The following is a 21,539-nucleotide window of genomic DNA, read 5'->3' as shown; positions in this document are numbered from 1 at the left end:
TTATCTGTTTCTGATCAAGCGAATGCTGACGATTCGCGCCGTCAATGCGCGGTCTTGACCATGTCGACCTGGGTTTCGGTGATGTCGTCATGCAGTATGTGGTCAAGCCGATCGGCAACGAGCTGGTCGTCGCGGCGGATTTCGCGCTTCCACGGCCGGCGACCCTTCAGCACGCCGGATTCGTCGACGATCTCGGCGACATATTCTTCCTGGCGGTAGGCCATCACATGGACGCCGGACACACCAGGAATTTCCTTCACCTCATTGATGATGTCGATGCAGAGCTGCTTGCCTTCCTTCTTCTGATCCTGGGCGCCTTCCAGGCGCTTGACGATCTGATCGGGAATGTGAATTCCCGGCACATTGGAGCGGATCCATTTGGCCGTCTTGGCCGAGGCGAGCGGCCCGACGCCGCACAGGATGAAGCATTTCTCGGTATAGCCGAGATCGCGGACCTTCTGCATGTAGGCGCGGAACATCGGTACGTCGAAGCAGTACTGGCTCTGCACGAACTGCGCGCCGGCGGCGATCTTCTTGCCCAGCCGATAGGGACGGAAATCGATCGGCGGCGCGAACGGGTTGATGGCCGCGCCAAGGAAAAGCTGCGGCGGCGTCGTGAGTTTGCGGCCGGACAGGAATTTGCCGTTATCGCGCATGATGCGGCAGGTTTCGAGCAGCGACATGCAGTCGAGATCGAACACCGGCTTGGCGCCGGGCTGGTCGCCGGCCTGCACGCCGTCGCCGGTCAGGCAGAGCATGTTGGCAACACCCATCGCAGCACCCCCAAGCACGTCGCCCTGGATGGCGATGCGGTTCCGGTCGCGGCAGGCGATTTGCATGATCGGGGCATAGCCCATGCGGGTCAGCAGCGCGCAAATACCGACCGACGACATGTGGCAGTTGGCCCCGGAAGCGTCGACGGCATTGATCGCGTCGACCCAGCCGTCGAAAATCCTGGCGCGGTTGTAGACGTCTTCCGGATCGGCGCTGTCGGGCGGATTGAGCTCGGTCGTCACTGCGAACTCGCCGCGTCGCAGGACCCGCTCAAGCCGGCCGCGCGAGGTGTGACCGGGCAGGGGATCGAGCGGCAAATGGATGCCGGCGGGATTCTCGTCTGGCTGGCGGCCGATCATGCCGACGCCCCGGTGTTCGTAGTATTCTGGGCCGCATTGCGGGCGGCCGCGGCCTGCGCGGTCACCCGCAGCCAGGCGGAGGTTTCGCGCAAGGACTGATCCACCGGCTTCTGCACTTCCAAAATCTTGTCGCGATGCACCATGTTCTGCGAGCCTTCCCATGCCTTGACCCAGACGCAAGGCATATCAGGCTCGACCTCGCAATTGCCGTTGGCGCGCACACCGCCGCAAGGGCCGTTGCGCAATTGCTTAGGGCAGTTCATCGGGCACGACATGCCGGTCGAGGAAAGAATGCACTGACCGCACATGCGGCAGTCGAACATGAAGCCCTTGACGCGCTTCTCGACGAATTTCACCGGCCCTTCGACACGGCTGTAGCCGATGCCCTTCCATAGCGGGTGGAGAGTCAGGAACATGTCGGCGAACCTGGCGTAGAACCATTCGAGCAGCCGCGAATGCCGCACCGACCAAAGCCGCACCGCAAACGAGCGCTGCACGCGCCGCTGCGGCGATACGTCGGCCGGCTTGTAGTCGGATTTCGTCGCCGCCTTCTTGACGATGGTCGCCTGGGTCACGCCGGCTTGAGCCGTTGTCGCCGGCATTGATTGGGGATCAGACATTTTCTTTGCCGCCCGCCTTGACCAGAGCGACCAACCGCTCACGGTCGTATTTCGCATCGAGCTCCCGAAGAGCCTTCTCGGCCTCGGCTTCAAGATCGTCACTGACTGGGACGGGCTCTGCCTTGCGCCATTCGGCAAGATAGTCGTCGGTGCCGCCGGCGCCAGTGCGCATGGCGCACATGTCGATCGCCTCGGTGAAGCGCAACGGCAGTTCGCGCTTGGCGTTCTGCCGGCCCTTCTTGACGATGACCTGGGCGGGGATGTCGCGCCAGAAGACGACGATCAGATCGGCCATGAATTCCTGCTCCTGTAGGGCGCCGCGCGTCCAATCGAACGCACAAACGATGCTCTACCACCTAACTCCGCTGCATCGTGCCCTGCGAAGATCGATTCCGATCTTTTGGGCCGATGCAGTGGTTTCGAGCATTGCCGGAAGCGCTGTTGGGCTGCTTGTTATGGGACGACGCGGGGGCCTTCAAAAGCGACGCAATCGACGGCCGCGGTTGAAAGCGGAGTTTCTTCCAGCACTGGTCAGCCGGCGCGGCCATCGAAGCTGCCGACCAGCTTCCTGTGGAAGCGCACGTAACCTCGTTCGGTCGTGCGTAGATGCTCCGCGACGATCTCATGGAAGCGCGGCAGGCTGTGGAAGGGAACGGCCGGATAGGAATGGTGCTCCGAATGGTATGGCATGTTCCAAGCCACCAAGCGCACCAGCCTTGTGGTGAAGGTGGTGCGGGTGTTCTCGAGCATGTTGGCGACATGCGGGCACAACGCGTGCTCGGCCAGCAGGTAGGCCCGCAAAAACGGCTGTCCTACCAGCACCGGCACGATCCAGACCCACAACAGCAGCGCCGACTGCATGGCGAGAGATGCGGCCAGCAACGCCGCATAGCCGATCAGGAACAGCCGTGCTTCGGCAACCACCTTGCCGCGACCCTTTTCCGGTACGAAGCCGTCGCGGTTGCGACCAGCCGCATTGGTTGCGATCACACGAGCCATAGCTATCCAATAGGGGCCGCCGGACAGATAGCGCAGATATTGGCCGATGGTCTCCGGCTTCGGGGCCATCAGTTCGGGGTCGTTGTCCGGGTCGTGGGTGTGGCGGTGATGGGCGAAATGGAAATAGCGGAACCATGCGGGTGGCAGCAGGATCAGGAAGCCGGCCACGGCGGCAACAGCGCGATTGAGCCACGCCGTTCTGAACGCCGTTTCATGGATGGTCTCGTGCAACGGCGTGAAGAAGAAGACGATCAGGATTCCCTGCGGCAAGACGAGAAGCGGCCAGAACGGGATGCCGGCAGCGATCAGCGCGCCCAGCAGGATAACCAGCCCGCCATGGCCGGCCAGCCGGACAATGCCTGGCCGGTCAAGCTTGGCGGTGAGGTCGCGACGGTCCTCGACCGAAAGGCCGGCAATGATGGTGCGGTGGTCGATGTCGCTCATGATGCAATGTTAGTGGTGGGTGGCTGTCCGGTAAATCGGCGCGTCACCAGACGCCGTTCCTTATCCCGGTCCAGAGATAAAACCAGACCGTCGGATGATACCATTGTTTCGAAGGCAGGCCGGGATCCACCGTGCCGAGCTTGCCGGCCAGCGCATCCCTGACCGCTTCGACGCAGATGTCGCGCGAGAATGCCGCCTGCCGCAACGCGTAGCTTGAAATAGTGTCGCCAGGTTGGGGTTTGCCGCGTGCCTGCCGCAACACCCCGCCAGTGTCGACGCCGGCGTCGACCAGATGCACGGTGGTGCCGAAGTTTTCCGCATCGCCTGAAGCCAGCGCCCAATAGCCGCCGTTCATGCCACGATATTTCGGGGCGATGCCGGCATGGTAGTTGAGGACCGGGCAAGGGATTTTCGCCAGCGTCTGCCGCGACAGCAAGCGGCAGCCGGCGAGCAGCACGACACCCGGCTGGATTTCCTCGATCGCCTGCAGGCACTCCGGCGCGTTGGCCGACGAGACTTGGATGATCTTTTGCCCAGGCTTCGGTTCGGTTTGCAGCTTCTGCTCGGCGGCGAGCCGTGCTGCGTGGCCGGCGAAGAAGTGCTTGCCGAGCCGGGTCAGCATCATCGTGCCGAGTTGACCGACGGCCGAGGTCCAGCCTTGCCGCCGCGCCCGCCCGAGAAGCAATTGCTTTTTGAATTCAGGGGTTTCGAGGATGACGCTGACAGGCGCGAGGTGGTCGGCGATGGCGTTGACGATCGCCCAGATATGCGGGCCGCCTTCGGTGACGACGACGATCGGCCGTTGGTTTGTTTTCGACCGTGCCATGCTTCGCGACCCCCGCAAAGAGCTGTTCTTTGTGCGCGAATGCTAGGTTGACCGGGTTAACCCTTGGTGATCGGGGGCTCAGCGCTTGAATTCGAGGATATCGAGCTTCGATTCGTAGTGGGGCGCCGGGAACTCGATGCGCCATTCGCTGGCGCTGTTGCGGAAGGCATAGCCGACCTGATCGCTTTCCGGGCCGCTGCCGTAGGGCTTTGCCGGATCGTCGTTGACGTAGAAGGAACCGAGATAGATCGCGCGTTTCTCGGCATCGTCGAAGAAGCGGCCCTTGGTGCGCTGCGAGCCGGTGATCTTTTCCAGTCTCCAGCCGGAACCGTCGTCGCTCACCTTGCATTTGAACCAGCCATAGATGACGAGCGGGCTCAATCCGCCGGCCTTGATGGTGCGGCATTGCCAATTGCCGGTCAGGTCCTTGTCGGAGAAGGAAACCAGCGGCTTTGCCAGCAAGGCGTCGAGCTGCTTGACCTCGGCGGGATCGCCGGCCTTCGCCTCGTTAAGCGCTGCCTTGCGCGTCTCGCCATATTTGTCGAGGCGCGCCTTGTCGGCAGCCGTGATCAGTTTCTGCACCTCGCCGTCGGCGAACGCGGGCAACGTCAAGCAGAGGACAGCTGCCGCGGCAAACATGAGGCGAGCGATCATTGGTGGCGTTTCCCTGTGATGGCTGGAGCAGCCTGTTTTCTTGTCTGGCGCATACCTTAATGTTTCGCAGCAATGTTTCGCAGCGCTCTGTCATCCGTGCTTGAGCATCGACAGCAGAAACGAGGTGGAAAGAATGCGGATCTTGCTGACGGGATCGTCGGGTTGGCTGGGCAGCGCCTTGGCGCCGCGCCTGCGGGCTCTTGGTCATGACGTCACCGGCCTCGATCCCGTCCCATCCTCGGATACGCCAGTCGTCGGCTCAGTCGCCGATCGCGACCTGGTCATGAGGGCGGTCGAGGAGAACCGCATTGAGGCCATCATCCATAGCGGCGCGCTGCACAAGCCTGACATCGAACATCATCGCAACGAGGATTTCGTCGAGACGAATATGCGTGGCACGCTCAACCTGCTCGATGCGGCAGCAGCATTCGCGGTTCAGCGTTTCATCTTCACGTCGACGACATCGCTGATGATTACCCAGGCCATCCGCACCGGCTTCACCGGCGGGGCGCGCAAGGCGGCATGGCTGACGGAAGACATGTCGCCCGAACCGCGCAACATCTACGGCGTCACCAAGCTTTCAGCCGAACACCTCTGTCGGCTCTATCATTTGCAGTTCGGCCTTCCGGTGATCGTACTGCGCACCGCCCGCTTCTTTCCCGAAGTAGACGATATGGCGCATGTGATCGAACAGTCGGACGCCAACACCAAGGCCAATGAGCTGTTGTTTCGCCGGCTGACGGTGGAGGATGCTGCCGACGCCCACATCGCTGCCCTGGAGAGAGCGCCGCAATTGGGCTTCGACATCTTTATCATTTCGGCGCCAACACCGTTCCAGCCCGACGATTGCGCGGCATTGATCGCCGACGCACCGTCGGTCGTCGCGCGCTATTTTCCGGATTATCCGGCACTCTACTTGAAGAAGGGCTGGACGATGTTTTCGTCGATCGATCGGGTCTACGATGCCTCGCGGGCGAGGGACCGGCTGGATTTCGTCTGCAAGACGAGCTTTGCCGATGTGCTCGCCGGGCTTGTGGCGGAATAAGAGCGCAGGTATTCGTCAGGACTGCGCGTCACTGGGAGAGGTAGTTGGGAGTAACAATCCACTTTGAAGGACAGTTACGGGGTCACGAGCAATATGCTGCTTTGCTGCACGAAGCCAAGGCGTTCGCCACTGCGCGAGACTGGCCGGTGCGCGAGATCGATGAGCGCGAGAAGACGCTCAATCGAGTCATTGATGAACGAAACGTGGACTATATTGGCCCTGTGTTTGGAATAGAGCTTCAACCGCATCCCAATTCGGAGCCGCTGCGGCTTGAGTTCGACAAGCACCTCTTCGTTCAACAATATTGTAAAACTCAGTTTGCAGGTTCAGGCGCTCATATCGAGATCATCAGGTTTCTTCGCGAAATTACTCGCTTGTTCTCCAGTCTCTATGTCGTCGATGAAGGGGAGTATTGGGAGCGAAGTGATCCGTCAATTCTGCAAGGTAATTTCGACAACGTCGATGCAATGCTTGCCGAAATATTGCTTAAAGATCCAACCGCGCGGGGGCCGATCCGCCTGGAAACCGGGCGCATTATCGATGTCACATCGGATCGGTGAGGCGGTGGGCGAAAATGACCGGCAGCCTCCGGCAAACGCTTAGAGGACGCTATTTCTTTTTACGAATGTGCTGAGGCGCTGGCCAGTTCCTTCGTCAGGTCACCATAGCCGGTCGAGCGCCGCTCATAGGCGAGGCCGAGCATTTTCGCCGCCTTTTCGGCGACCTTGTCGAGTTCCGGGTCGTTGGTCTGAGCGATATAGATCAGCTTCTCGTAGTTGCCGAAATAGTCCTTGATCAGCTCCGGGTGCTTGTCCAGGCCGAGCGGCTTCATGAAGAAGGCATCGAATTGCCGGCAGAGGAAATCGGTCATGTAGAACGACATCATGTCATCATCGGCGACCTTCGCATAGGCATCCATGCCCTGGTAGAAGGCAAAGCAATGCGGCCCGGCCATGCGCTCGACACCGTGCTTCTCGCAGATCCGATCGAGCAGGCCACCCGTGCCGCAATCGGCATAGCCGACGAAGATGTGTTTGTAGCCGTCGGCCCTGGCCTTGGCGATTGCCTTGTCCATGGCCGGCGCAATGCGGTCCGGATAGAAATGGAACTCCGCCGGCAGGCAGGTCAGGTCGAGATGGTCGAGCCCGAGCTGCTCCTTGACCGCCAAAACTTCGCGCGCAATCATCCCGCAGGCGATGACGAGCAGCCTGTCGCCTTGATCGGATTGTTGTTTTCGCGCGGTAGTCATGGAACCAGTCTAATCCATCTTCGTTGCTGTCCAGCGAATTTATATTCTGAGGGAGACACCAATCATGAAATTGTTCCGCGTTGCGCCAATCGCTATTCTCGCCTGCGCCTTGGCTGTTTCGGCCTGCGCCAACACGGTGCGCGGCGTCGGTAAGGATCTCAAATCCACTGCGAAGGCAGTTGACGATACCGTCAAGAAACCCTGATCTGCACGGCTCTAAACATTTGGGAATAAAAAAGCCGCACTGCAAGGCGCGGCTTTTCTCGTCGGTGCCGGACTTATTGGCTCAGGCCGAAGCGCGGACGTTGTGCTTGCGCTTCATGAAGTCCTTGGCGGTCTCGACTGCCACCGCGGCGTCGCGGCAATAGGCGTCGGCGCCGACGGCTTTGCCGAATTCCTCGTTGAGCGGCGCGCCCCCGACCAGCACGACATAGTCGTCGCGAATGCCCTTTTCCTTCATCGTATCGATGACGACCTTCATGTAAGGCATCGTCGTCGTCAGCAGCGCCGACATGCCGATGATGTCGGGCTGGTGCTTTTCGATGGCATCGAGATATTTTTCGACCGCATTGTTGATGCCGAGGTCGATGACATCGAAGCCGGCGCCTTCCATCATCATGCCGACCAGGTTCTTGCCGATGTCGTGGATGTCGCCCTTGACGGTGCCGATCACCATCTTGCCCTGCTTCGGCGCGCCGGTGGCGACAAGCAGCGGACGCAGGATGAACATGCCGGCCTTCATCGCGTTGGCCGATAGCAGCACTTCGGGAACGAACAGGATGCCGTCGCGGAAATCCTCGCCGACGATGCGCATGCCTTCGACCAGAGCCTCGGTTAGCACCTTGTAAGGCGCCCAGCCGCGCTCGAGAAGGATATTGGTGCCTTCCTCGATTTCTTCCTTCAACCCGTCATAAAGATCGTCGTGCATCTGCTGCACCAACTCGTCGTCGGAGAGTTCCGAAAGGATGATCTCGTCGTCGGCCATTTTTTCTCAGGCTCCTTGCCGGCTACAACTATCGCGGCAGCTTAAAAATATCGCGTCAATACCTAACCTGCGCGGGCCGGTTGTCCATAGCTGATTTGCGACTTCCCGCAAAACGAAAGCGACCGTAAATCTCTTGGAATTCTTGTCGATTTTGCGACAGGCGTTGGCGCTGGCGGGCCGTTTCGAATAGGGTGCATGGCTACGATCCGGCCAGAGACCGCAATATGCGGCCGCAAACGGATTTCAGGCCGGAACAAGAGCCCGGCCAAAGCAAATCAGGCCAGAACGAAAGCCAGGGAAGAACGATTATGAGTGAGAACGCGCCGGTCGATCAGGAAGCGTCAAACGCACGGCGCGGGCGCGCTGCCAGCGGTGGCGCCGCAGCGCGCCGGGCTGCACGTTCGGGCGGCGGCCCCGGCACACAGCTCACCTATATCAAGCGCAAGATCAACGTCTATGAAGTGCTGGACGAGGAAGGCCTGGCGCTGATCGAAAAGAACACCGACACGGTGCTGGAAGAGATCGGCATCATCTTCCGCGACGACGCCGAGGCACTGCAGCTTTGGAAAGAGGCGGGCGCCGACGTCAAGGGCGAGCGGGTGCATTTCCCCAAGGGCCTCTGCCGCTCGCTGTTGAAGACCGCTCCGTCCGTCTATACCCAGCACGCCCGCAACGGCGAGCGCTCGGTGCAGATCGGCGGCAATGCGACAGTGTTCGCGCCGGTCTATGGACCGCCCTTCGTGCGCGATCTCGACGGCGTCAGGCGCTATGCCACGATCGAGGATTTCCGGAATTTCGTGAAACTCGCCTATATGGCGCCGTCGATCCACCATTCGGGCGGCACGGTTTGCGAGCCGGTCGACGTGCCGGTCAACAAGCGCCATCTCGACATGGTCTACAGCCATATCAAATATTCGGACAAGCCGTTCATGGGCTCGGTGACCGCGCCCGAGCGCGCTGAAGATACGGTGGCGATGGCCAAGATCGTTTTCGGTGACGATTTTGTCGAGAACAACACGGTGCTGACCAGCCTGATCAATGCCAACTCGCCGATGGTCTTCGACGAGACCATGCTGGGGGCGCTGAAAGTCTATTCGCGCCATAACCAGGCCTGCATCGTCACGCCCTTCATCCTTGCCGGTGCGATGAGCCCGGTGACGGTCGCCGGTACGCTGACCCAGGTTCTCGCCGAAGTGCTGGCCGGCGCGTCGTTCACACAGCTGATCCGGCCCGGTGCGCCGGTGCTGTTCGGCACCTTCGCCTCGTCGATCTCTATGCAGTCGGGCGCACCGACTTTCGGCACGCCGGAGCCGTCGCTGGTTTCCTATGGCGCGGCGCAGCTTGCCCGCAGGCTCGGCCTGCCGTTCCGCACCGGCGGCTCGCTTTGTGCTTCGAAAATCCCCGATGCGCAGGCCGCCTATGAGAGCGCCAACACGCTGAACTCGACGATCCTCGCCGGCACCAACTTCGTGCTGCATTCGGCCGGCTGGCTCGAGGGCGGTCTCGCCTCCTGCTACGAAAAGTTCATGATGGATATCGACCAGCTCGGCATGACGCAGAAGTTCTCCGAGGGTGTCGACCTGTCGGAAAACGGTCAGGCGATGGATGCCATCCGCCAGGTCGGCCCAGGCAGCCATTACCTCGGCTGCGATCACACCCAGGCGAATTTCCAGACCGCGTTCTACCGCTCCAACATCGCCGATAACAATTCCTACGAGCAGTGGCTGGCCGAAGGCGAAAAAACCGCGCCGCAGCGCGCCAACGAGCTCGCCCGCCGCTGGCTGGAGAGCTACGAGGCGCCTTATCTCGACCCGGGCATCGACGACGGGCTGAAGGACTTCATCGGCAGGAAGAAGGCGTCGATGGCCGACGCCTTCACCTGAAAGGAGCCCGAATCAGGCGGGGCTAAAGTCGCCAACATCATTCACAAGGAAGTCTGGCGGAGTGCCTTCTCCGACCCGGACAAGAAGGGATGATCCCCGAGCGCGGCATGACTGAAACAGTCGCGGTTGCGCTTTCCGCCCACGGCCTCATCCTGCGCGGCGATTTCAATTTTGCGAGCGGTGAGGAAACACCTAGCGGTCTCTCCGGCGCTGCCGCCAGATCCGCCCTGTTGGTCGGCCAGGCAGGTGCCGCACCCTGGCCGCACTTCCTGCGCTGGCTGGAGAGACAGTCACAGCCGATCGACGATCCGCTCGACGCTTGGTCTCGCGAAGTGATCGGCGCCGTGGCCGAAAGATTCGGGGCACGCGCGGTGTCGCCGTCCGACAGGCCTTATCTGCCGTTCCAGCAATGGGCGATGCGTGCGGAGGGGCTGAAGCCGTCGCCGCTCGGCATTCTCATGCATCCGCAATACGGGCTCTGGCATGCCTATCGCGGCGCGCTGCTGTTCGAAGATAGGATTGCACTTTCAGAGCCTCACGAGGCGATCCACCTTTGCGACACATGTGTCGCAAAACCTTGCCTGAGATCCTGTCCGGTCGAGGCTTATTCTGCGGATGGGTTTGCACATGAAACCTGTCTTGCCCATGTGCGCGGGCAAAACGGCGCGCCTTGCCGGACCGGCGGCTGCCTCGATCGCAACGCCTGTCCTTACGGTGCCGATTATCGCTATCCGGCCGAGGTTCAGGCCTTTCACATGGCAGCATTCGCGCGTCTGTAGCGTCGCCGAATGCCGCACGAAATCTTGAAGCAGATCGCCTCATTACAGCTTGCCGCAACGGTCGCAGCGGGTATCTATCGCACGTCAGATCAACGGAGCGGATGATGGCCACGCAAGCGATGCAGATCAAGACAAGCGACGGCATTGCCAAGGCCCGGCTGTTCCGTTCGGCGGCCCCAGCCAAGGCAGCGATCATCCTCTACATGGACGTTTTCGGTCCGCGACCGGCGCTCGATCAGATGGCGGAGCGGCTTACGGGCGAGGGCTATGCGGTGCTTGTGCCGGACCTCTTTTACCGCAATGCGCCCTACGGTCCGTTCGATCCCAAGACTGCGTTCGGCGACGAGAGGTGCAAGGCCGCCATCACAGGTCTCCTCGGCGGCACGACCCAGGAGATGACGATCCGCGACAGTGGCGCTTTCCTCGATGTGCTCGCTGCCCAGGGCCTAACCGGGCCGGTCGGCATTGTCGGCTACTGCATGGGCGGAGCGCGGGCGCTGAACGCCGCGGCCAGCTATCCCGATCGCATCGTTGCCGCAGCAAGTTTCCATGGCGGTAATCTGGCTGGTGACGCCGCCGACAGTCCGCACCGGAAGGCCGCCTCGGTCAAGGCAAGGGTCTATATCGGCACTGCCGGTGTGGACCGCAGCTTTCCGCCTGAGCAATCGGCGCGGCTGGCCGAAGCACTGCGCGCCGCCGAAGTCGACCATGTCATAGAGAACTATGCCGGTACGGCGCATGGCTGGTGCATGCCGGACCATAGTGCCTTCGATGCAGCCGGCGCCGAACGCCACTGGAAGCGGCTGACGACGCTGTTTGCGGAGACGCTCGGCCAAGGCACGCCAACCATTACGACGTGACAGCCCGCCAAAAAATTCTTTCCATCGCCCCAAGGAACCGCCATTAGCCTTCGTCCAACAGGCAAATGATGGCGATGATGCTGGACGAAAGCGAAGCCTCCGACGCCGAACTGATCGGGCGGGCGAAGGGCGGAGACCGGGGTGCTTTCGGCAAGTTGCTCGAAAGGCACTACGGTTTCGTCTATCGCGCCGCCTATCGCTGGTGCGGGAAAAAGGCCGACGCCGAGGATATCGCCCAGGAAGTGTGCGTTCGGCTCGGCCGGGCGATCCGCGACTATCACGGCAGCGGCGCCTTCACGACATGGCTCTACACCATGACGTTGAATGCCGCGCGCGACATGATGCGCAAGACCGCCCGCGAGACTGTCAAGACCGATGCCTATGGCGCTTATGCACTGATTTCAGGAGAGGCGTCGTCCGAGGCGGAAGACCCGGCCGAGGCGCTCTGGGCAGCGGTGCGCAAGCTGCCGGACAAGCAGCGCGACGCGGTGCTGCTGGTCTATGGCGAAGGGCTCAGCCACGCAGCCGCCGCCGAGGCGATGGCGATCTCGGAGACGACGGTTTCCTGGCACATCCATGAGGCGAAGAAACGGTTGAAGACGCTGATGCGTTCAGCCGGGGAAGTGTGACCATGGTCGACGACAATCAACTGAACAGGCTGCGCGATATCGCAGCACCGGCGCCCGACGCGGATGCAAAGGCGCGTGCCCTCCAGGCCGCGCTGCGCGCCTATGACATGGAAGAAAAAACTTTACCGGCCGCCCAAGGATCGGCAGGCGGGCTTCGTCTCACAGAGCGAGCACAAAGGCTCTGGAGCGAAATCATGCAAAAGAAACTCTTCGCCACGCCGGCCATTGCCGGGCTCGTTGCCCTGCCGATCGCCGGATACGCTACCATCTATATGCTGGGAGAATCCAAATTCGGCGGCCCCGAATTCGGCGGGGACGATAAGATCACCGAAACGCTGGCTGACAAGCCGGCGACCGTCAAACCGCCGGTCGTTGCCGAAGCAGATAAGCAGAAGAAGGTGGACGCCGACAGCGAAAGCCGCGACGCCGGCGAGGCGCTTGTGGTGCCGACATCGCCGCCGAAAGCGGAGTCGACCGCAGTCGGCGTGTTGACACAGCAGGACGTGCTCACCCGCAATGCTCCCGAACCGGCGCAGAGTGGCGAATTTGTGCTGAATGGCGGTGCAAGCTCCGGGGCTCCGGCCGTCGATGGCGGTGCGCGGGTCGGACGCATGCCTGGCACGGTTGCCGAGTCCAAGCTGATGGCACAGCAGCCCGCCGCTGCGCCGGCCGACCAGATGCTGCCGCAAGAGGAAAACCGCGACCGGGTCGAGGATTTCAAGACCAATCCGGTGCATGCTGCACTCGAAGACCCGGTCTCGACCTTCTCGATCGATGTCGACACCGCTTCCTATTCCTTCGTCCGGCGCTCGCTGAAGGAAGGTTTTATCCCGCAGGCCGATACGGTGCGCGTCGAGGAGATGGTCAACTACTTCCCCTATGACTGGAAAGGCCCGGACTCCGCCTCGACGCCGTTCAATTCGACCGTCAGCGTCATGCCGACGCCGTGGAACGAGCACACCAGGCTGATGCATGTCGCCATCAAGGGTTTCGACGTGAAGCCGGCCGAGCAGCCCAGGGCCAATCTGGTCTTCCTGATCGATGTGTCGGGCTCGATGAACGAGCAGGACAAGCTGCCGCTCCTGCAATCGGCCTTCCGGCTGCTGGTCAACAAGCTGAGACCCGACGACACCGTCTCGATCGTCACTTATGCTGGCGATGCCGGTACCGTGCTGGAGCCAACCAAGGCTTCGGAAAAGGACAAGATCCTCGCTGCCATCGACAATCTGACATCCGGCGGCTCGACAGCAGGCGAGGCCGGCATCAAGGAAGCCTACAGGCTGGCGCAGAAATCCTTCGTCAAGGACGGCATCAACCGGGTGATGCTCGCCACCGATGGCGACTTCAATGTCGGCCAGACCGACGACGACGATCTGAAGCGGCTGATCGAAAAGGAGCGCAAGACAGGCGTGTTCCTGTCGGTGTTCGGCTTCGGCCGCGGCAATCTGGACGACCAGATGATGCAGACCATCGCCCAGAACGGCAATGGCACCGCTGCCTATATTGATACGTTGGCGGAGGCCGAGAAGGTGCTGGTCGAGGATGCCTCCTCGACACTGTTCACCATCGCCAAGGACGTGAAGATCCAGGTCGAGTTCAACCCGAACAAGGTCTCGGAGTACCGGCTGATCGGCTACGAGACCCGTGCGTTGAACCGCGAGGATTTCAACAACGACCGCGTCGACGCCGGCGAGATCGGCTCAGGCCATTCGGTCACTGCGATCTACGAGATCACGCCTAAGGGCAGCGGCGGCGAACAGATTGATCAGCTTCGCTATGGCCAGGCCTCGGTGAACAATGGCGGTGTCGCCAATGCCGACGAATATGCCTTCGTCAAGATCCGCTACAAGCTGCCGAATGAGGACACTTCGAAGCTGATCACCACGCCGGTGACGTCAGCCAACGAAGTGGCGTCGTTCGACCAGGCCAGTACCGACCAGCGTTTCTCCGTGGCCGTCGCTGCCTTCGGCCAGAAGCTGCGCGACGAGGATGCGACCGCGAAGTTCGGCTACGACAAGATCATGGAGATTGCCACCGCCGCCAGAGGAGCCGACCCGTTTGGGTACCGGTCCGAGTTCCTCTCGCTTGTGCGCCTTGCCTCGGCACTCGGCGGTAACCGGTAGTGGCAATGACGGCCGGTTTCTTTCAGATGGGATCGTTCTGATAGGGGAGCCGGCCTACGGGCGGGTGAGGCAGGCCGGCGAGGGAAACCTTGCCGGCCTTTTTTCGTGGCTGCACCGCCTCGCGCGGACCGCGTCGCAGCCGAAAGCGTCAGGCGCGTCCGCGGCGCCGCTCGCGGCGGGCTTCGCTGGTCTCGGCGACGTTGACCGTCGCCTGCTTGTTGCGCATCGGGCCGATGCGTTCGACGATCTGCTCGACGGTCGGGCGATCCGACTTGGTGTGCGCATCGAGCGCCTTACGCATGGCGGCAAGGTGCTGGAACGAGGTGCCGCAGCAGCCGCCGACGATTTTGGCGCCGGCATCGACGGCGAGGCGCACATAGTCGGCCATCAGCTCGGGTGTGCCGGAATAGTAGATCTCGGCACCGCGAAATTCGGGAATGCCGCAATTGCCCTTGACGATCACCGTTGCTTCCGGCTTCGCCTCGGTCATGTCGAGCAGCGAGGCGAGAATGTCGGAGGCGCCGACACCGCAATTGGCGCCGACACCGAGCGGTGTCTGCGACAGGCCATCGACGACGCCGTGGATGTCCTTCGGCAGCAGCCCCATCATGGTGCGGCCGGCGGTGTCGAAGGAGCCGGTATAGGTATAGGGCATGCCGACGCGGATGGCGGCTTCGGCGGCGGCGCGGATTTCGTCAGGCGCCGACATGGTTTCGATCCAGGCGACTTCGGCGCCGCCGGCCTTCAGGCCCTCGATCTGCTCGGCAAAGGCCTCGACCGCCTCGTCATAGGTCATGGCGCCGAGCGGCACCAGCAGCTCGCCGGTCGGGCCGACGGAGCCGGCCACGATCACCTTGCGGCCAGCCTTTTTTGCAACGGCGCTTGCGATCTCTGCGGCGCGCTTGTTCAGCGCATAGACCCGGTCCTGCGCATGGTGCAGCTTGAGCCGATGGCGGGTGCCGCCAAAAGAGTTGGTCAGGATAATGTCGGCGCCGGCATCGACAAAGTTCTGGTGCAGGCTGGTGATTGTGTCGGGCGCGGTCTCGTTCAAGAGCTCGGGTGCCTCGCCGGCCTCAAGACCCATGGCGAACAGATTGGTGCCGGTGGCGCCATCGGCGAGCAGGACGCCCTTTTCGGCAAGCAGAGCGTCGATCGGATTGGTCATGTGAAATACGCCTTCCCGGAAGAATAACTGAGATAAGGATATAAAGAATTCTTTATGTGCCGTCAATGTCGGCGCGGAGAGCAACCGGTCAAAATCGCATCTCCGCCAGCTTTCGTGTGAAGCTGGCCGCTTCATGCGCGTTGACGTCCGCGGCGCGTATCAAATTGTCGAAATGGCTGGTCAGGGTGCGGATCGGCTGCGTGGCGTTCAGCACCAGATACATGTCGCCGACGTAAATGGCGGCGCGATAAGGCCCAAAGATGGTGTAGGGGATCGAATAGCGCATCCGCCCGTCATAGAGAAACAGGCGGAAGGTGGGATAGAGGTCGTCGAGCAGTGTCGCCATGTGCAGGAGTTGCTGGTGGCGGTCGGCCTCCGGAAAGCGGTCCCACACGCCCAGCCCGCGCGCGAAGATCTCCAGCGTGTGGCGCGGCATACAGACTTCCATGTCGGTTTCGGGCCGTCGGTTGTAGTCGATGCGGTACTGCGTTTCGCCGGCCTGTGCTTCGCGGCTCTTGTTGGCGATGACGGCTTCGTAGTCGACAAGCGCCTCGGTGCGCAGAAGATCGGGAATGCCGGCCGGCACGTAGCGGATTTTCGTTCCCGCCGCCTCGGCATGCCAGCGAGCCAGCAGCGTGCGGTCGAAGCCGTCCGGCGCCTCCTCGATCTCAAGGCTCTCGCGGATTTCACCGGTGACGCCCTCGTCCTGGCTGAGGCCGAGCAGCCAGTCGAGCGAGACTTTGAATTCGGCGGCGATGTTGAGCAGCGTCTCGGCGCGGGGAAGGCGGGTCGAGGCGCCGGAGAGCAGCTGCGACAGCGCCGAACGGTCGATGCCAACGGCGGCGGCGAAGGCCGACTGGTTCAAATCGGACCTTGTCAAGAGCATTTTCAGGCGCTCGCGAAAGATCGTCGACAGGTCGCGCTTGTCCAAATCTCTACTCTCCCTGACGTGAGCAAAATTTTGCGCCGAAGCGGTCTACATGGCGTTTCGAGCGCAAATGAATCTACGAGCTTGTTTACAATAGATAACATCTGCAGCTGAAAATGCGCAATCGCAACAGTTTGTGCGCTTTATCGCGTTGCAGCGATGCAACGCTCCTGACACAATGCTGTCAGGAATCAAACGGGTTCCGGCGACTGGGAGGCAGTGGTCGATAGCATGACGAGCATGGGCAACAGGCGACACGGCGCAGCGGCCATCGAATGGCCGACAGTATTTCTCGCACTTATCTGCTACGGCGGCTGGCTCGCTACCGGCTTTCTGCTCTGGCCATCCTACCCGCTGCTGGCACTCGCCTTTCTGACCCTGATTGCGGCGCTGCAATCCTCGCTGATGCACGAGGTCCTGCACGGCCACCCAACCCGGAACGCGCGGCTCAATGAAGCCCTTGTTTTCCTGCCGATTGGCCTTGTCTGGCCGTTTCGCCGGTTCAAGACCATTCACCTGCGCCACCATGCAGACGAGCGCCTGACCGATCCGCTCGACGATCCCGAAAGCTATTACAAGGCGCTCTGGCAGCACGAGGAGCTGCCGTCGGCGATGAAATTCTTGCTCAAGGTCAACAACACGATGCTCGGCCGTTTGGTGCTCGGTCCTTGGCTTTCCTGCATAGGGTTCTTCATCGACGACGCCAGGCAGGTTGCCGCGGGCGACAATTCCATCCGCAAGGCATGGCTGCTGCACGCGATCGGCCTCGCCGTGGTGTTGCCTGTCGTGCAGTTCGGCTTCGGCATGCCGTTATGGCTCTACATACTGGTGCCGGTGTGGCTTGGGCAGTCGCTGATTTCGATCCGCACCTACGCCGAGCACCAATGGTCGGAACATCCGGAAGGCCGCACGATCATCGTCGAGCGCTCGCCGCTGTCCTTCCTGTTCCTCAACAACAATCTGCATTTCGTCCATCACAAGAGCCCGACGGTGGCCTGGTACAGGCTGCCGAAGCTGTTTCGCGACCGCCGCGACGAGTGGCTGCGGATGAACAATGGCTACGCCTATCCGAACTATTTCGCGCTGCTCAAGGCCTATGCCTTCAAGGCGAAGGAGCCGATCGTCCATCCCGTGCTGCGGCGCATGCCGGAACCAGGACGCGCATTCAAGCCGCGCGTCAGGGCACGCAGCCTCAATGGGCTTGGCAGCGCGCCGGTACCCGCCGAGCCGCCGAAGGAATGATTCTTGCGTTGTTGCAGGCGGTGCCGCGCGGACGACGCTTTCCTGACCTTGTCAATTTCCCCGCATAACGGTCAAATCCCGGCATGAGCGAATTCATTGCGGCTTTGCCGATGTACGACTGGCCGGAAGCGCGGGACGATGTCGACGCGCAATGGGCGCGGCTGCGCGATGCTTTCAGACAAAAAGGCATCGATGCGCCGGAGACGATCATCCGCCGCACCGGCGATTTGCCCCCCGTGCCTGGCGGTATTCGCGATGATCAGGGAAAACCCATCGCGCCCGATCCGGCGACATTGCCGCCGGACGAGCTGGATTTTCACCAGCTCTGGCTGCATCCGGCGCTGCTCTTGGCGCAAACCTGTTGGGGACCGATGGAACTCGGCCTGTCGCAGCGTGTCCAGCTCGTCGGCCAGCCGCGTTACGACGCCTTCGAGGGTGGACAGGGCGAACTCTATTCGAGCGCCATCGTCATGAGGGCGGGCGAGGCACCGCCGGCAAGGTCGCCGGCCGACGGCGGCGCCGTCATTCCGCTCGATCTGCTGCGCAGCAAGCGTTTCACCTTCAACAGCCTCGATTCCATGTCGGGCATCATCGCGCCAGCCCGCGACCTGCAAGCATTGGGCGAGAGTTTGGATATCTTTTCCGGGCTGAGCGAGAGCTGCGGGCACCGCGCTTCGGTCGTTGCCGTTGCCGAGGGCAGGGCAGATGTGGCGGCGATCGACTGCGAGAGCTGGGCGCTGGCGCAGCGTTTCGAGCCTGCGGCGCAGAAGGTGACGGTCGTCGGCTGGACAAGGCGGCGCAAAGGCTTGCCGTTCATCACCGCCAGGACGATGCCGGAAACGATCGTCGCCGCGATGCGCGAAGCGATCGCCGCGTTCACGTAAAGCGCGTCGCGTTCGGTCGGCCTCATGCGACGCACTTAGATTCCTGTTTATGCATGTCGTTATCGCAAAACCGCTGCACACCGTCGGGTCAAGCCCGAGGGCATGCTTTTGCGCGACATGCATTAGCTTCGCTCAGCCGCCAAGCAGCCGATTGTCGAGCGGGTAGGTCGAAAGCTTCTCGCTGCCGGTCTCGGTGATCAGGATCTGTTCTTCGATCTTGACGCCTTCGTAGCCGCCAAGCCGGCCGATATAGCTCTCGACGCACAGCACCATGCCAGGTTCGAGCATTCCGTCGGGCGTGTCGTCGGTCCAGTCGCTAGCATGCGGCAAAGTCGGGTATTCGTCGGCAAGGCCGACGCCGTGATAGAGCACCCCGTAACGGGCCGGGAAGCAGTCTCCCGGCGGCACTGACGAGCGCTCGACGAGGCCGCGAAACGATACGCCCGGCCGCATCAGCTCCGTGTTGTAGGCGATCTGGTCGGCGGCGATGCGGAACAGGTCGCGCTGCTCCTGCGACGGCGGCGCGTCACCGCAAAGCCAGGTGCGCGAAAGGTCGGCGCAGAAGCCGTAAGGACCGATCAGGTCGGTGTCGAAAGCGACGAGCTCGCCGGCCTCGATCATCCGCGACGAGCACTCCTGGAACCATGGATTGGTGCGCGGACCTGACGACAGGAGCCGGGTTTCGATCCATTCGCCGCCGCGCGCGATGTTGCCGCGATGGAGTTCGGCCCATAATTCGTTCTCGGAGATGCCAGGCCTCAGCGCCTGCTCCATCTCGCCCATCGCCGCCTCGCAAGCGACGATCGCCCGGCGCATGGCAAGGATCTCGTCGGGTGATTTTATCAGCCGCGCATTTTCCATCACCGCCTCGCCATTGCCGGTCGAGATGCCGAGACGGGCGAGCTCTTCGATGCCCTCGGGATTGATGTGGTCGACTGCGATGCGGCGATTGCCGCCACCATGTTCCAATACCAACTCGGCGATGCCGGCTGCCCAGCGGCGGACTTTTTGACCGGTCAGCTCGCCGCTGTAGAGGTAAGCCCACGACACCGCCGGCCGCACCTCGTCGACGACGCCGGAATGGTCGGAAAGGTGCTCGCAGGAGAAATAGTCGAACAGCACCACCGGGCCATCGGTGGCGACGAAACAATGCCTGGTCGGATTGTGCGCGACCCAGAGCTGCATGTTGGTCGCATCAGTCGCGTAGCGCATGTTGACCGGATCGTAGAGCAGGGCTCCCGCATAGTCGCGGCGCTTCAGCTCGGCGCGGATGCGCTCGAGCCGGTATCGGCGCATGGCGGGCAGCTCAGGAGCAGCAATGCCCGCCGCCTGCCACTCGGCTTCCGCAAGCGCCCCATAGCCCAGCAGATGCTGGTTGAGTTCAGCGGCCTTCAGGCGCGATTTTTTGCGCAGCGCATCGATCGAGCTGTCCGGCTCGAACGGCATGATCTTGCGATGATGACGGGGCCGGTCACTCGGGTTCCTGTCCACCCTCGACTCCTTCGCCAGCGCCTTTCTTGGGCGCCATGGCTCCTTCCATTCTCTTCAGTCGGACGAATGCGCCGGGCCGGGCGGACTTGTCGGTGCCACGCAACAGCGGAACCATCATTTGCCGTGGCTGGCCGTCCGGCTCATAGCCGGCCGCTTTGAGCTGCTCCAAAATGACCGGCCGCGGATCGTCGCGGTCAAGCCAGACGAGTACGGCCGGCTCCTGCATCAGCGTTTCGAAATTAGGCACTTCCTGGTTAAGTGCGACCAGTTTTTGGTCGACCAACCGCAGATTTCCGACCCATGCACCATCAGATATTGCGGTTTTGACCGGTCCGTCCGCAGTCAATTGGCGATAGAGGGCGGGGTAATCCACGCGGATCATGCGCGACAGTCCACTGGTCCCGTTTATCTGGACGTACCAGGTGGCGGGGGCGAGCAGCACGGCGATGATCGCTCCAGCCGAGATCACCAGGAGCTGCGCATTCCTGCCGCGCGGCGCCAGCCGTTCCATAGTGGCGACGATGGCCAGCGGCAAGATGAACAGGACCGGCAGCAGCCAGCGGTCCTTGACCACCGTCACGCCGGTGGCCAGCACAAGTATCGCCAGCATGGCCAAGCCGAGCGCCAAGCTACGCCACAACAGAATTTCCCTGGCCGGACGTTTCGGGTGCCGCTCGGAGAAACGGAACTTCGCCAGCCAGAAAGCCAGGGCGGAGACGAGCACCGGCAAGACCGCGAAATTGAAGGTCCCCATGACAAACTTGCCGGCGCCGATAAAGGCCGCCGCCATGCGCTCTTGTTGCGAGTCTATTCCGAACTTCTCGCCTCTCGACAATAAATCGGCGGGATGCATGAGGCTCCAATAGGTGGTTGGCGCCAGCACTAATATCGCGACCGCTATGCTGATGGCGAACTTCGGATCAAGGATTGCGCTGCGCCATTCGCGCAGCGACAGCACGGCCGCAACAAGGGCAACCACGAGGAAGACATCATTATACTTGGCAAGAATTGCCGCCGCGGTGGCCAGGCCAAACGCCGCATAGGCGATCATGCTTCGCCGCTCGAGAAGATAGGCCATGGCGAGCAGGAGCAGCGAGCAGAAGCCGACGACGGCGACGGAATGCGACAAGGCGCGCTGCGATTCCCAGACGATCTGCGGGATCGTAAACAGGCCGAACATGGCCGCCGCCGCTGTCGCTTTGGTGTAGCCGAACCGCCGCATGGCGGCGAACACGCTGCAGGCGGCAAGGAACAGCACGGAGTATTTGACGAGCTTCAGCGTGAAGATACTGGTGCCGAAAACATGCGCGGCCAGCCAGTTGATCCAGGTGTACAGGGGTGGTTGTGAGCCGCCATATCCGGCCCAGAGATATGGAACATAGATCAGTTGCTCCGCATCATCGATGCCGACGCCGGTTCCCGCCCAAGAGCTCAACAGGGATAGTATGACGGTCTGTAAGGCAAAGTAAGCCGTGACCATGACGATCGCCGCCGGGAACGGGCCGATCCGTCCCTCGGCCAGCCACTCGGCCCATCTCAGATTGTACTTCAATGAAATCTCATCGCCCTTGCCAGCAGAGTGTTGCCGGCTGCGCTAGCA

At 61.9% G+C, this 21,539-nt stretch carries 22 protein-coding genes; 10 read left to right on the top strand and 12 right to left on the bottom strand.

Annotated features, from left to right (window positions below):
- Positions 1-41 precede the first annotated feature (41 nt).
- From NKH70_RS21870 to NKH70_RS21845, 6 genes are all read right to left on the bottom strand, one after another.
- Positions 42-1,133, bottom strand: coding sequence for a methylenetetrahydrofolate reductase (locus tag NKH70_RS21870; protein WP_352913230.1), 1,092 nt, complete (start codon positions 1,131-1,133; stop codon positions 42-44).
- Positions 1,130-1,753, bottom strand: a complete 624-nt coding sequence (locus tag NKH70_RS21865; protein ID WP_352913232.1) for a methylenetetrahydrofolate reductase C-terminal domain-containing protein — start codon at positions 1,751-1,753, stop codon at positions 1,130-1,132. Before NKH70_RS21865 ends, NKH70_RS21870 begins: the two co-directional genes overlap by 4 nt.
- A complete protein-coding gene (locus NKH70_RS21860; RefSeq protein WP_292654739.1) occupies positions 1,746-2,048 on the bottom strand; it encodes a virulence factor in 303 nt (100 codons plus the stop codon). Before NKH70_RS21860 ends, NKH70_RS21865 begins: the two co-directional genes overlap by 8 nt.
- 236 nt (positions 2,049-2,284) lie before the next feature.
- Positions 2,285-3,196: a fatty acid desaturase gene (locus NKH70_RS21855; protein ID WP_352913234.1), complete on the bottom strand. Its 912-nt coding sequence runs from the start codon at positions 3,194-3,196 to the stop codon at positions 2,285-2,287.
- 43 nt (positions 3,197-3,239) lie between these two features.
- Positions 3,240-4,022 carry a formyl transferase gene (locus NKH70_RS21850; RefSeq protein ID WP_353025975.1) on the bottom strand — a complete coding sequence of 261 codons (783 nt, stop codon included), beginning with the start codon at positions 4,020-4,022 and terminating at the stop codon, positions 3,240-3,242.
- A gap of 78 nt (positions 4,023-4,100) precedes the next feature.
- Complete coding sequence (locus NKH70_RS21845; protein ID WP_352913238.1) at positions 4,101-4,676, bottom strand: DUF4893 domain-containing protein; 576 nt, start codon at positions 4,674-4,676, stop codon at positions 4,101-4,103.
- Positions 4,677-4,809: 133 nt separating this feature from the next.
- Here NKH70_RS21845 and NKH70_RS21840 point away from each other — a divergent pair, with 133 nt between their 5' ends.
- Positions 4,810-5,721, top strand: a complete 912-nt coding sequence (locus NKH70_RS21840) for an NAD-dependent epimerase/dehydratase family protein (RefSeq protein ID WP_352913239.1) — start codon at positions 4,810-4,812, stop codon at positions 5,719-5,721.
- A 44-nt stretch (positions 5,722-5,765) separates the two neighbouring features.
- Positions 5,766-6,281 (top strand): hypothetical protein, encoded by a 516-nt coding sequence (locus NKH70_RS21835; RefSeq protein ID WP_352913241.1) that lies wholly within the window; start codon positions 5,766-5,768, stop codon positions 6,279-6,281.
- A 59-nt stretch (positions 6,282-6,340) separates the two neighbouring features.
- Here the strand turns inward: NKH70_RS21835 and NKH70_RS21830 are convergent, their stop codons facing one another.
- Positions 6,341-6,970: a DUF1638 domain-containing protein gene (locus NKH70_RS21830; RefSeq protein ID WP_353025973.1), complete on the bottom strand. Its 630-nt coding sequence runs from the start codon at positions 6,968-6,970 to the stop codon at positions 6,341-6,343.
- Positions 6,971-7,034: 64 nt separating this feature from the next.
- On the opposite strand from NKH70_RS21830, the gene NKH70_RS21825 reads away from it, so the two are divergent.
- Positions 7,035-7,175 (top strand): EncA/B family entericidin, encoded by a 141-nt coding sequence (locus NKH70_RS21825; RefSeq protein ID WP_292654758.1) that lies wholly within the window; start codon positions 7,035-7,037, stop codon positions 7,173-7,175.
- Positions 7,176-7,256: 81 nt separating this feature from the next.
- Here NKH70_RS21825 and NKH70_RS21820 read toward each other — a convergent pair whose 3' ends face one another.
- Entirely contained in the window at positions 7,257-7,955 is a 699-nt protein-coding gene (locus NKH70_RS21820; RefSeq protein ID WP_023676506.1) for a cobalamin B12-binding domain-containing protein, read from the bottom strand.
- 308 nt (positions 7,956-8,263) lie between these two features.
- Between NKH70_RS21820 and NKH70_RS21815 the strand changes: the two genes are divergently transcribed.
- The 5 genes from NKH70_RS21815 (at position 8,264) to NKH70_RS21795 (ending at position 14,229) form a co-directional block, all read left to right on the top strand.
- Positions 8,264-9,838: a trimethylamine methyltransferase family protein gene (locus NKH70_RS21815; protein WP_352500948.1), complete on the top strand. Its 1,575-nt coding sequence runs from the start codon at positions 8,264-8,266 to the stop codon at positions 9,836-9,838.
- 107 nt (positions 9,839-9,945) lie between these two features.
- Positions 9,946-10,617, top strand: coding sequence for a hypothetical protein (locus NKH70_RS21810; RefSeq protein ID WP_352719684.1), 672 nt, complete (start codon positions 9,946-9,948; stop codon positions 10,615-10,617).
- 104 nt (positions 10,618-10,721) lie between these two features.
- A complete protein-coding gene (locus NKH70_RS21805; RefSeq protein ID WP_353025971.1) occupies positions 10,722-11,477 on the top strand; it encodes a dienelactone hydrolase family protein in 756 nt (251 codons plus the stop codon).
- Positions 11,478-11,545: 68 nt separating this feature from the next.
- The gene (locus NKH70_RS21800; RefSeq protein WP_352913245.1) at positions 11,546-12,106 is read left to right on the top strand and encodes an RNA polymerase sigma factor; all 561 of its coding nucleotides are present in this window, start codon (positions 11,546-11,548) and stop codon (positions 12,104-12,106) included.
- Between the two features lie 2 nt (positions 12,107-12,108).
- Positions 12,109-14,229: a vWA domain-containing protein gene (locus tag NKH70_RS21795; protein ID WP_352913247.1), complete on the top strand. Its 2,121-nt coding sequence runs from the start codon at positions 12,109-12,111 to the stop codon at positions 14,227-14,229.
- 148 nt (positions 14,230-14,377) lie between these two features.
- Here the strand turns inward: NKH70_RS21795 and bmt are convergent, their stop codons facing one another.
- Both bmt and NKH70_RS21785 read right to left on the bottom strand, forming a co-directional pair.
- Positions 14,378-15,394: a betaine--homocysteine S-methyltransferase gene (gene bmt, locus NKH70_RS21790; RefSeq protein WP_352913249.1), complete on the bottom strand. Its 1,017-nt coding sequence runs from the start codon at positions 15,392-15,394 to the stop codon at positions 14,378-14,380.
- An 88-nt stretch (positions 15,395-15,482) separates the two neighbouring features.
- Positions 15,483-16,325, bottom strand: coding sequence for a helix-turn-helix domain-containing protein (locus tag NKH70_RS21785; protein ID WP_352528189.1), 843 nt, complete (start codon positions 16,323-16,325; stop codon positions 15,483-15,485).
- A 228-nt stretch (positions 16,326-16,553) separates the two neighbouring features.
- On the opposite strand from NKH70_RS21785, the gene NKH70_RS21780 reads away from it, so the two are divergent.
- Positions 16,554-17,564: a fatty acid desaturase gene (locus tag NKH70_RS21780; protein WP_352913250.1), complete on the top strand. Its 1,011-nt coding sequence runs from the start codon at positions 16,554-16,556 to the stop codon at positions 17,562-17,564.
- Positions 17,565-17,647: 83 nt separating this feature from the next.
- On the top strand, positions 17,648-18,448 hold the full coding sequence (locus NKH70_RS21775) for a phosphate/phosphite/phosphonate ABC transporter substrate-binding protein (protein ID WP_352913252.1): 801 nt from the start codon (positions 17,648-17,650) through the stop codon (positions 18,446-18,448).
- A 132-nt stretch (positions 18,449-18,580) separates the two neighbouring features.
- On the opposite strand, the gene NKH70_RS21770 is transcribed toward NKH70_RS21775, so the two are convergent.
- Both NKH70_RS21770 and NKH70_RS21765 read right to left on the bottom strand, forming a co-directional pair.
- Positions 18,581-19,894 carry a M24 family metallopeptidase gene (locus NKH70_RS21770; protein WP_352913413.1) on the bottom strand — a complete coding sequence of 438 codons (1,314 nt, stop codon included), beginning with the start codon at positions 19,892-19,894 and terminating at the stop codon, positions 18,581-18,583.
- Between the two features lie 25 nt (positions 19,895-19,919).
- On the bottom strand, positions 19,920-21,491 hold the full coding sequence (locus NKH70_RS21765) for an ArnT family glycosyltransferase (protein WP_352913253.1): 1,572 nt from the start codon (positions 21,489-21,491) through the stop codon (positions 19,920-19,922).
- Positions 21,492-21,539 lie beyond the last annotated feature (48 nt).

It is taken from the genome of Mesorhizobium sp. M0991, from assembly GCF_040318915.1.
Taxonomy (GTDB): Bacteria; Pseudomonadota; Alphaproteobacteria; order Rhizobiales; family Rhizobiaceae; genus Mesorhizobium.
Note: the sequence above shows the minus strand (reverse complement) of the source record. Positions and strands in the feature narration are given on the sequence as shown.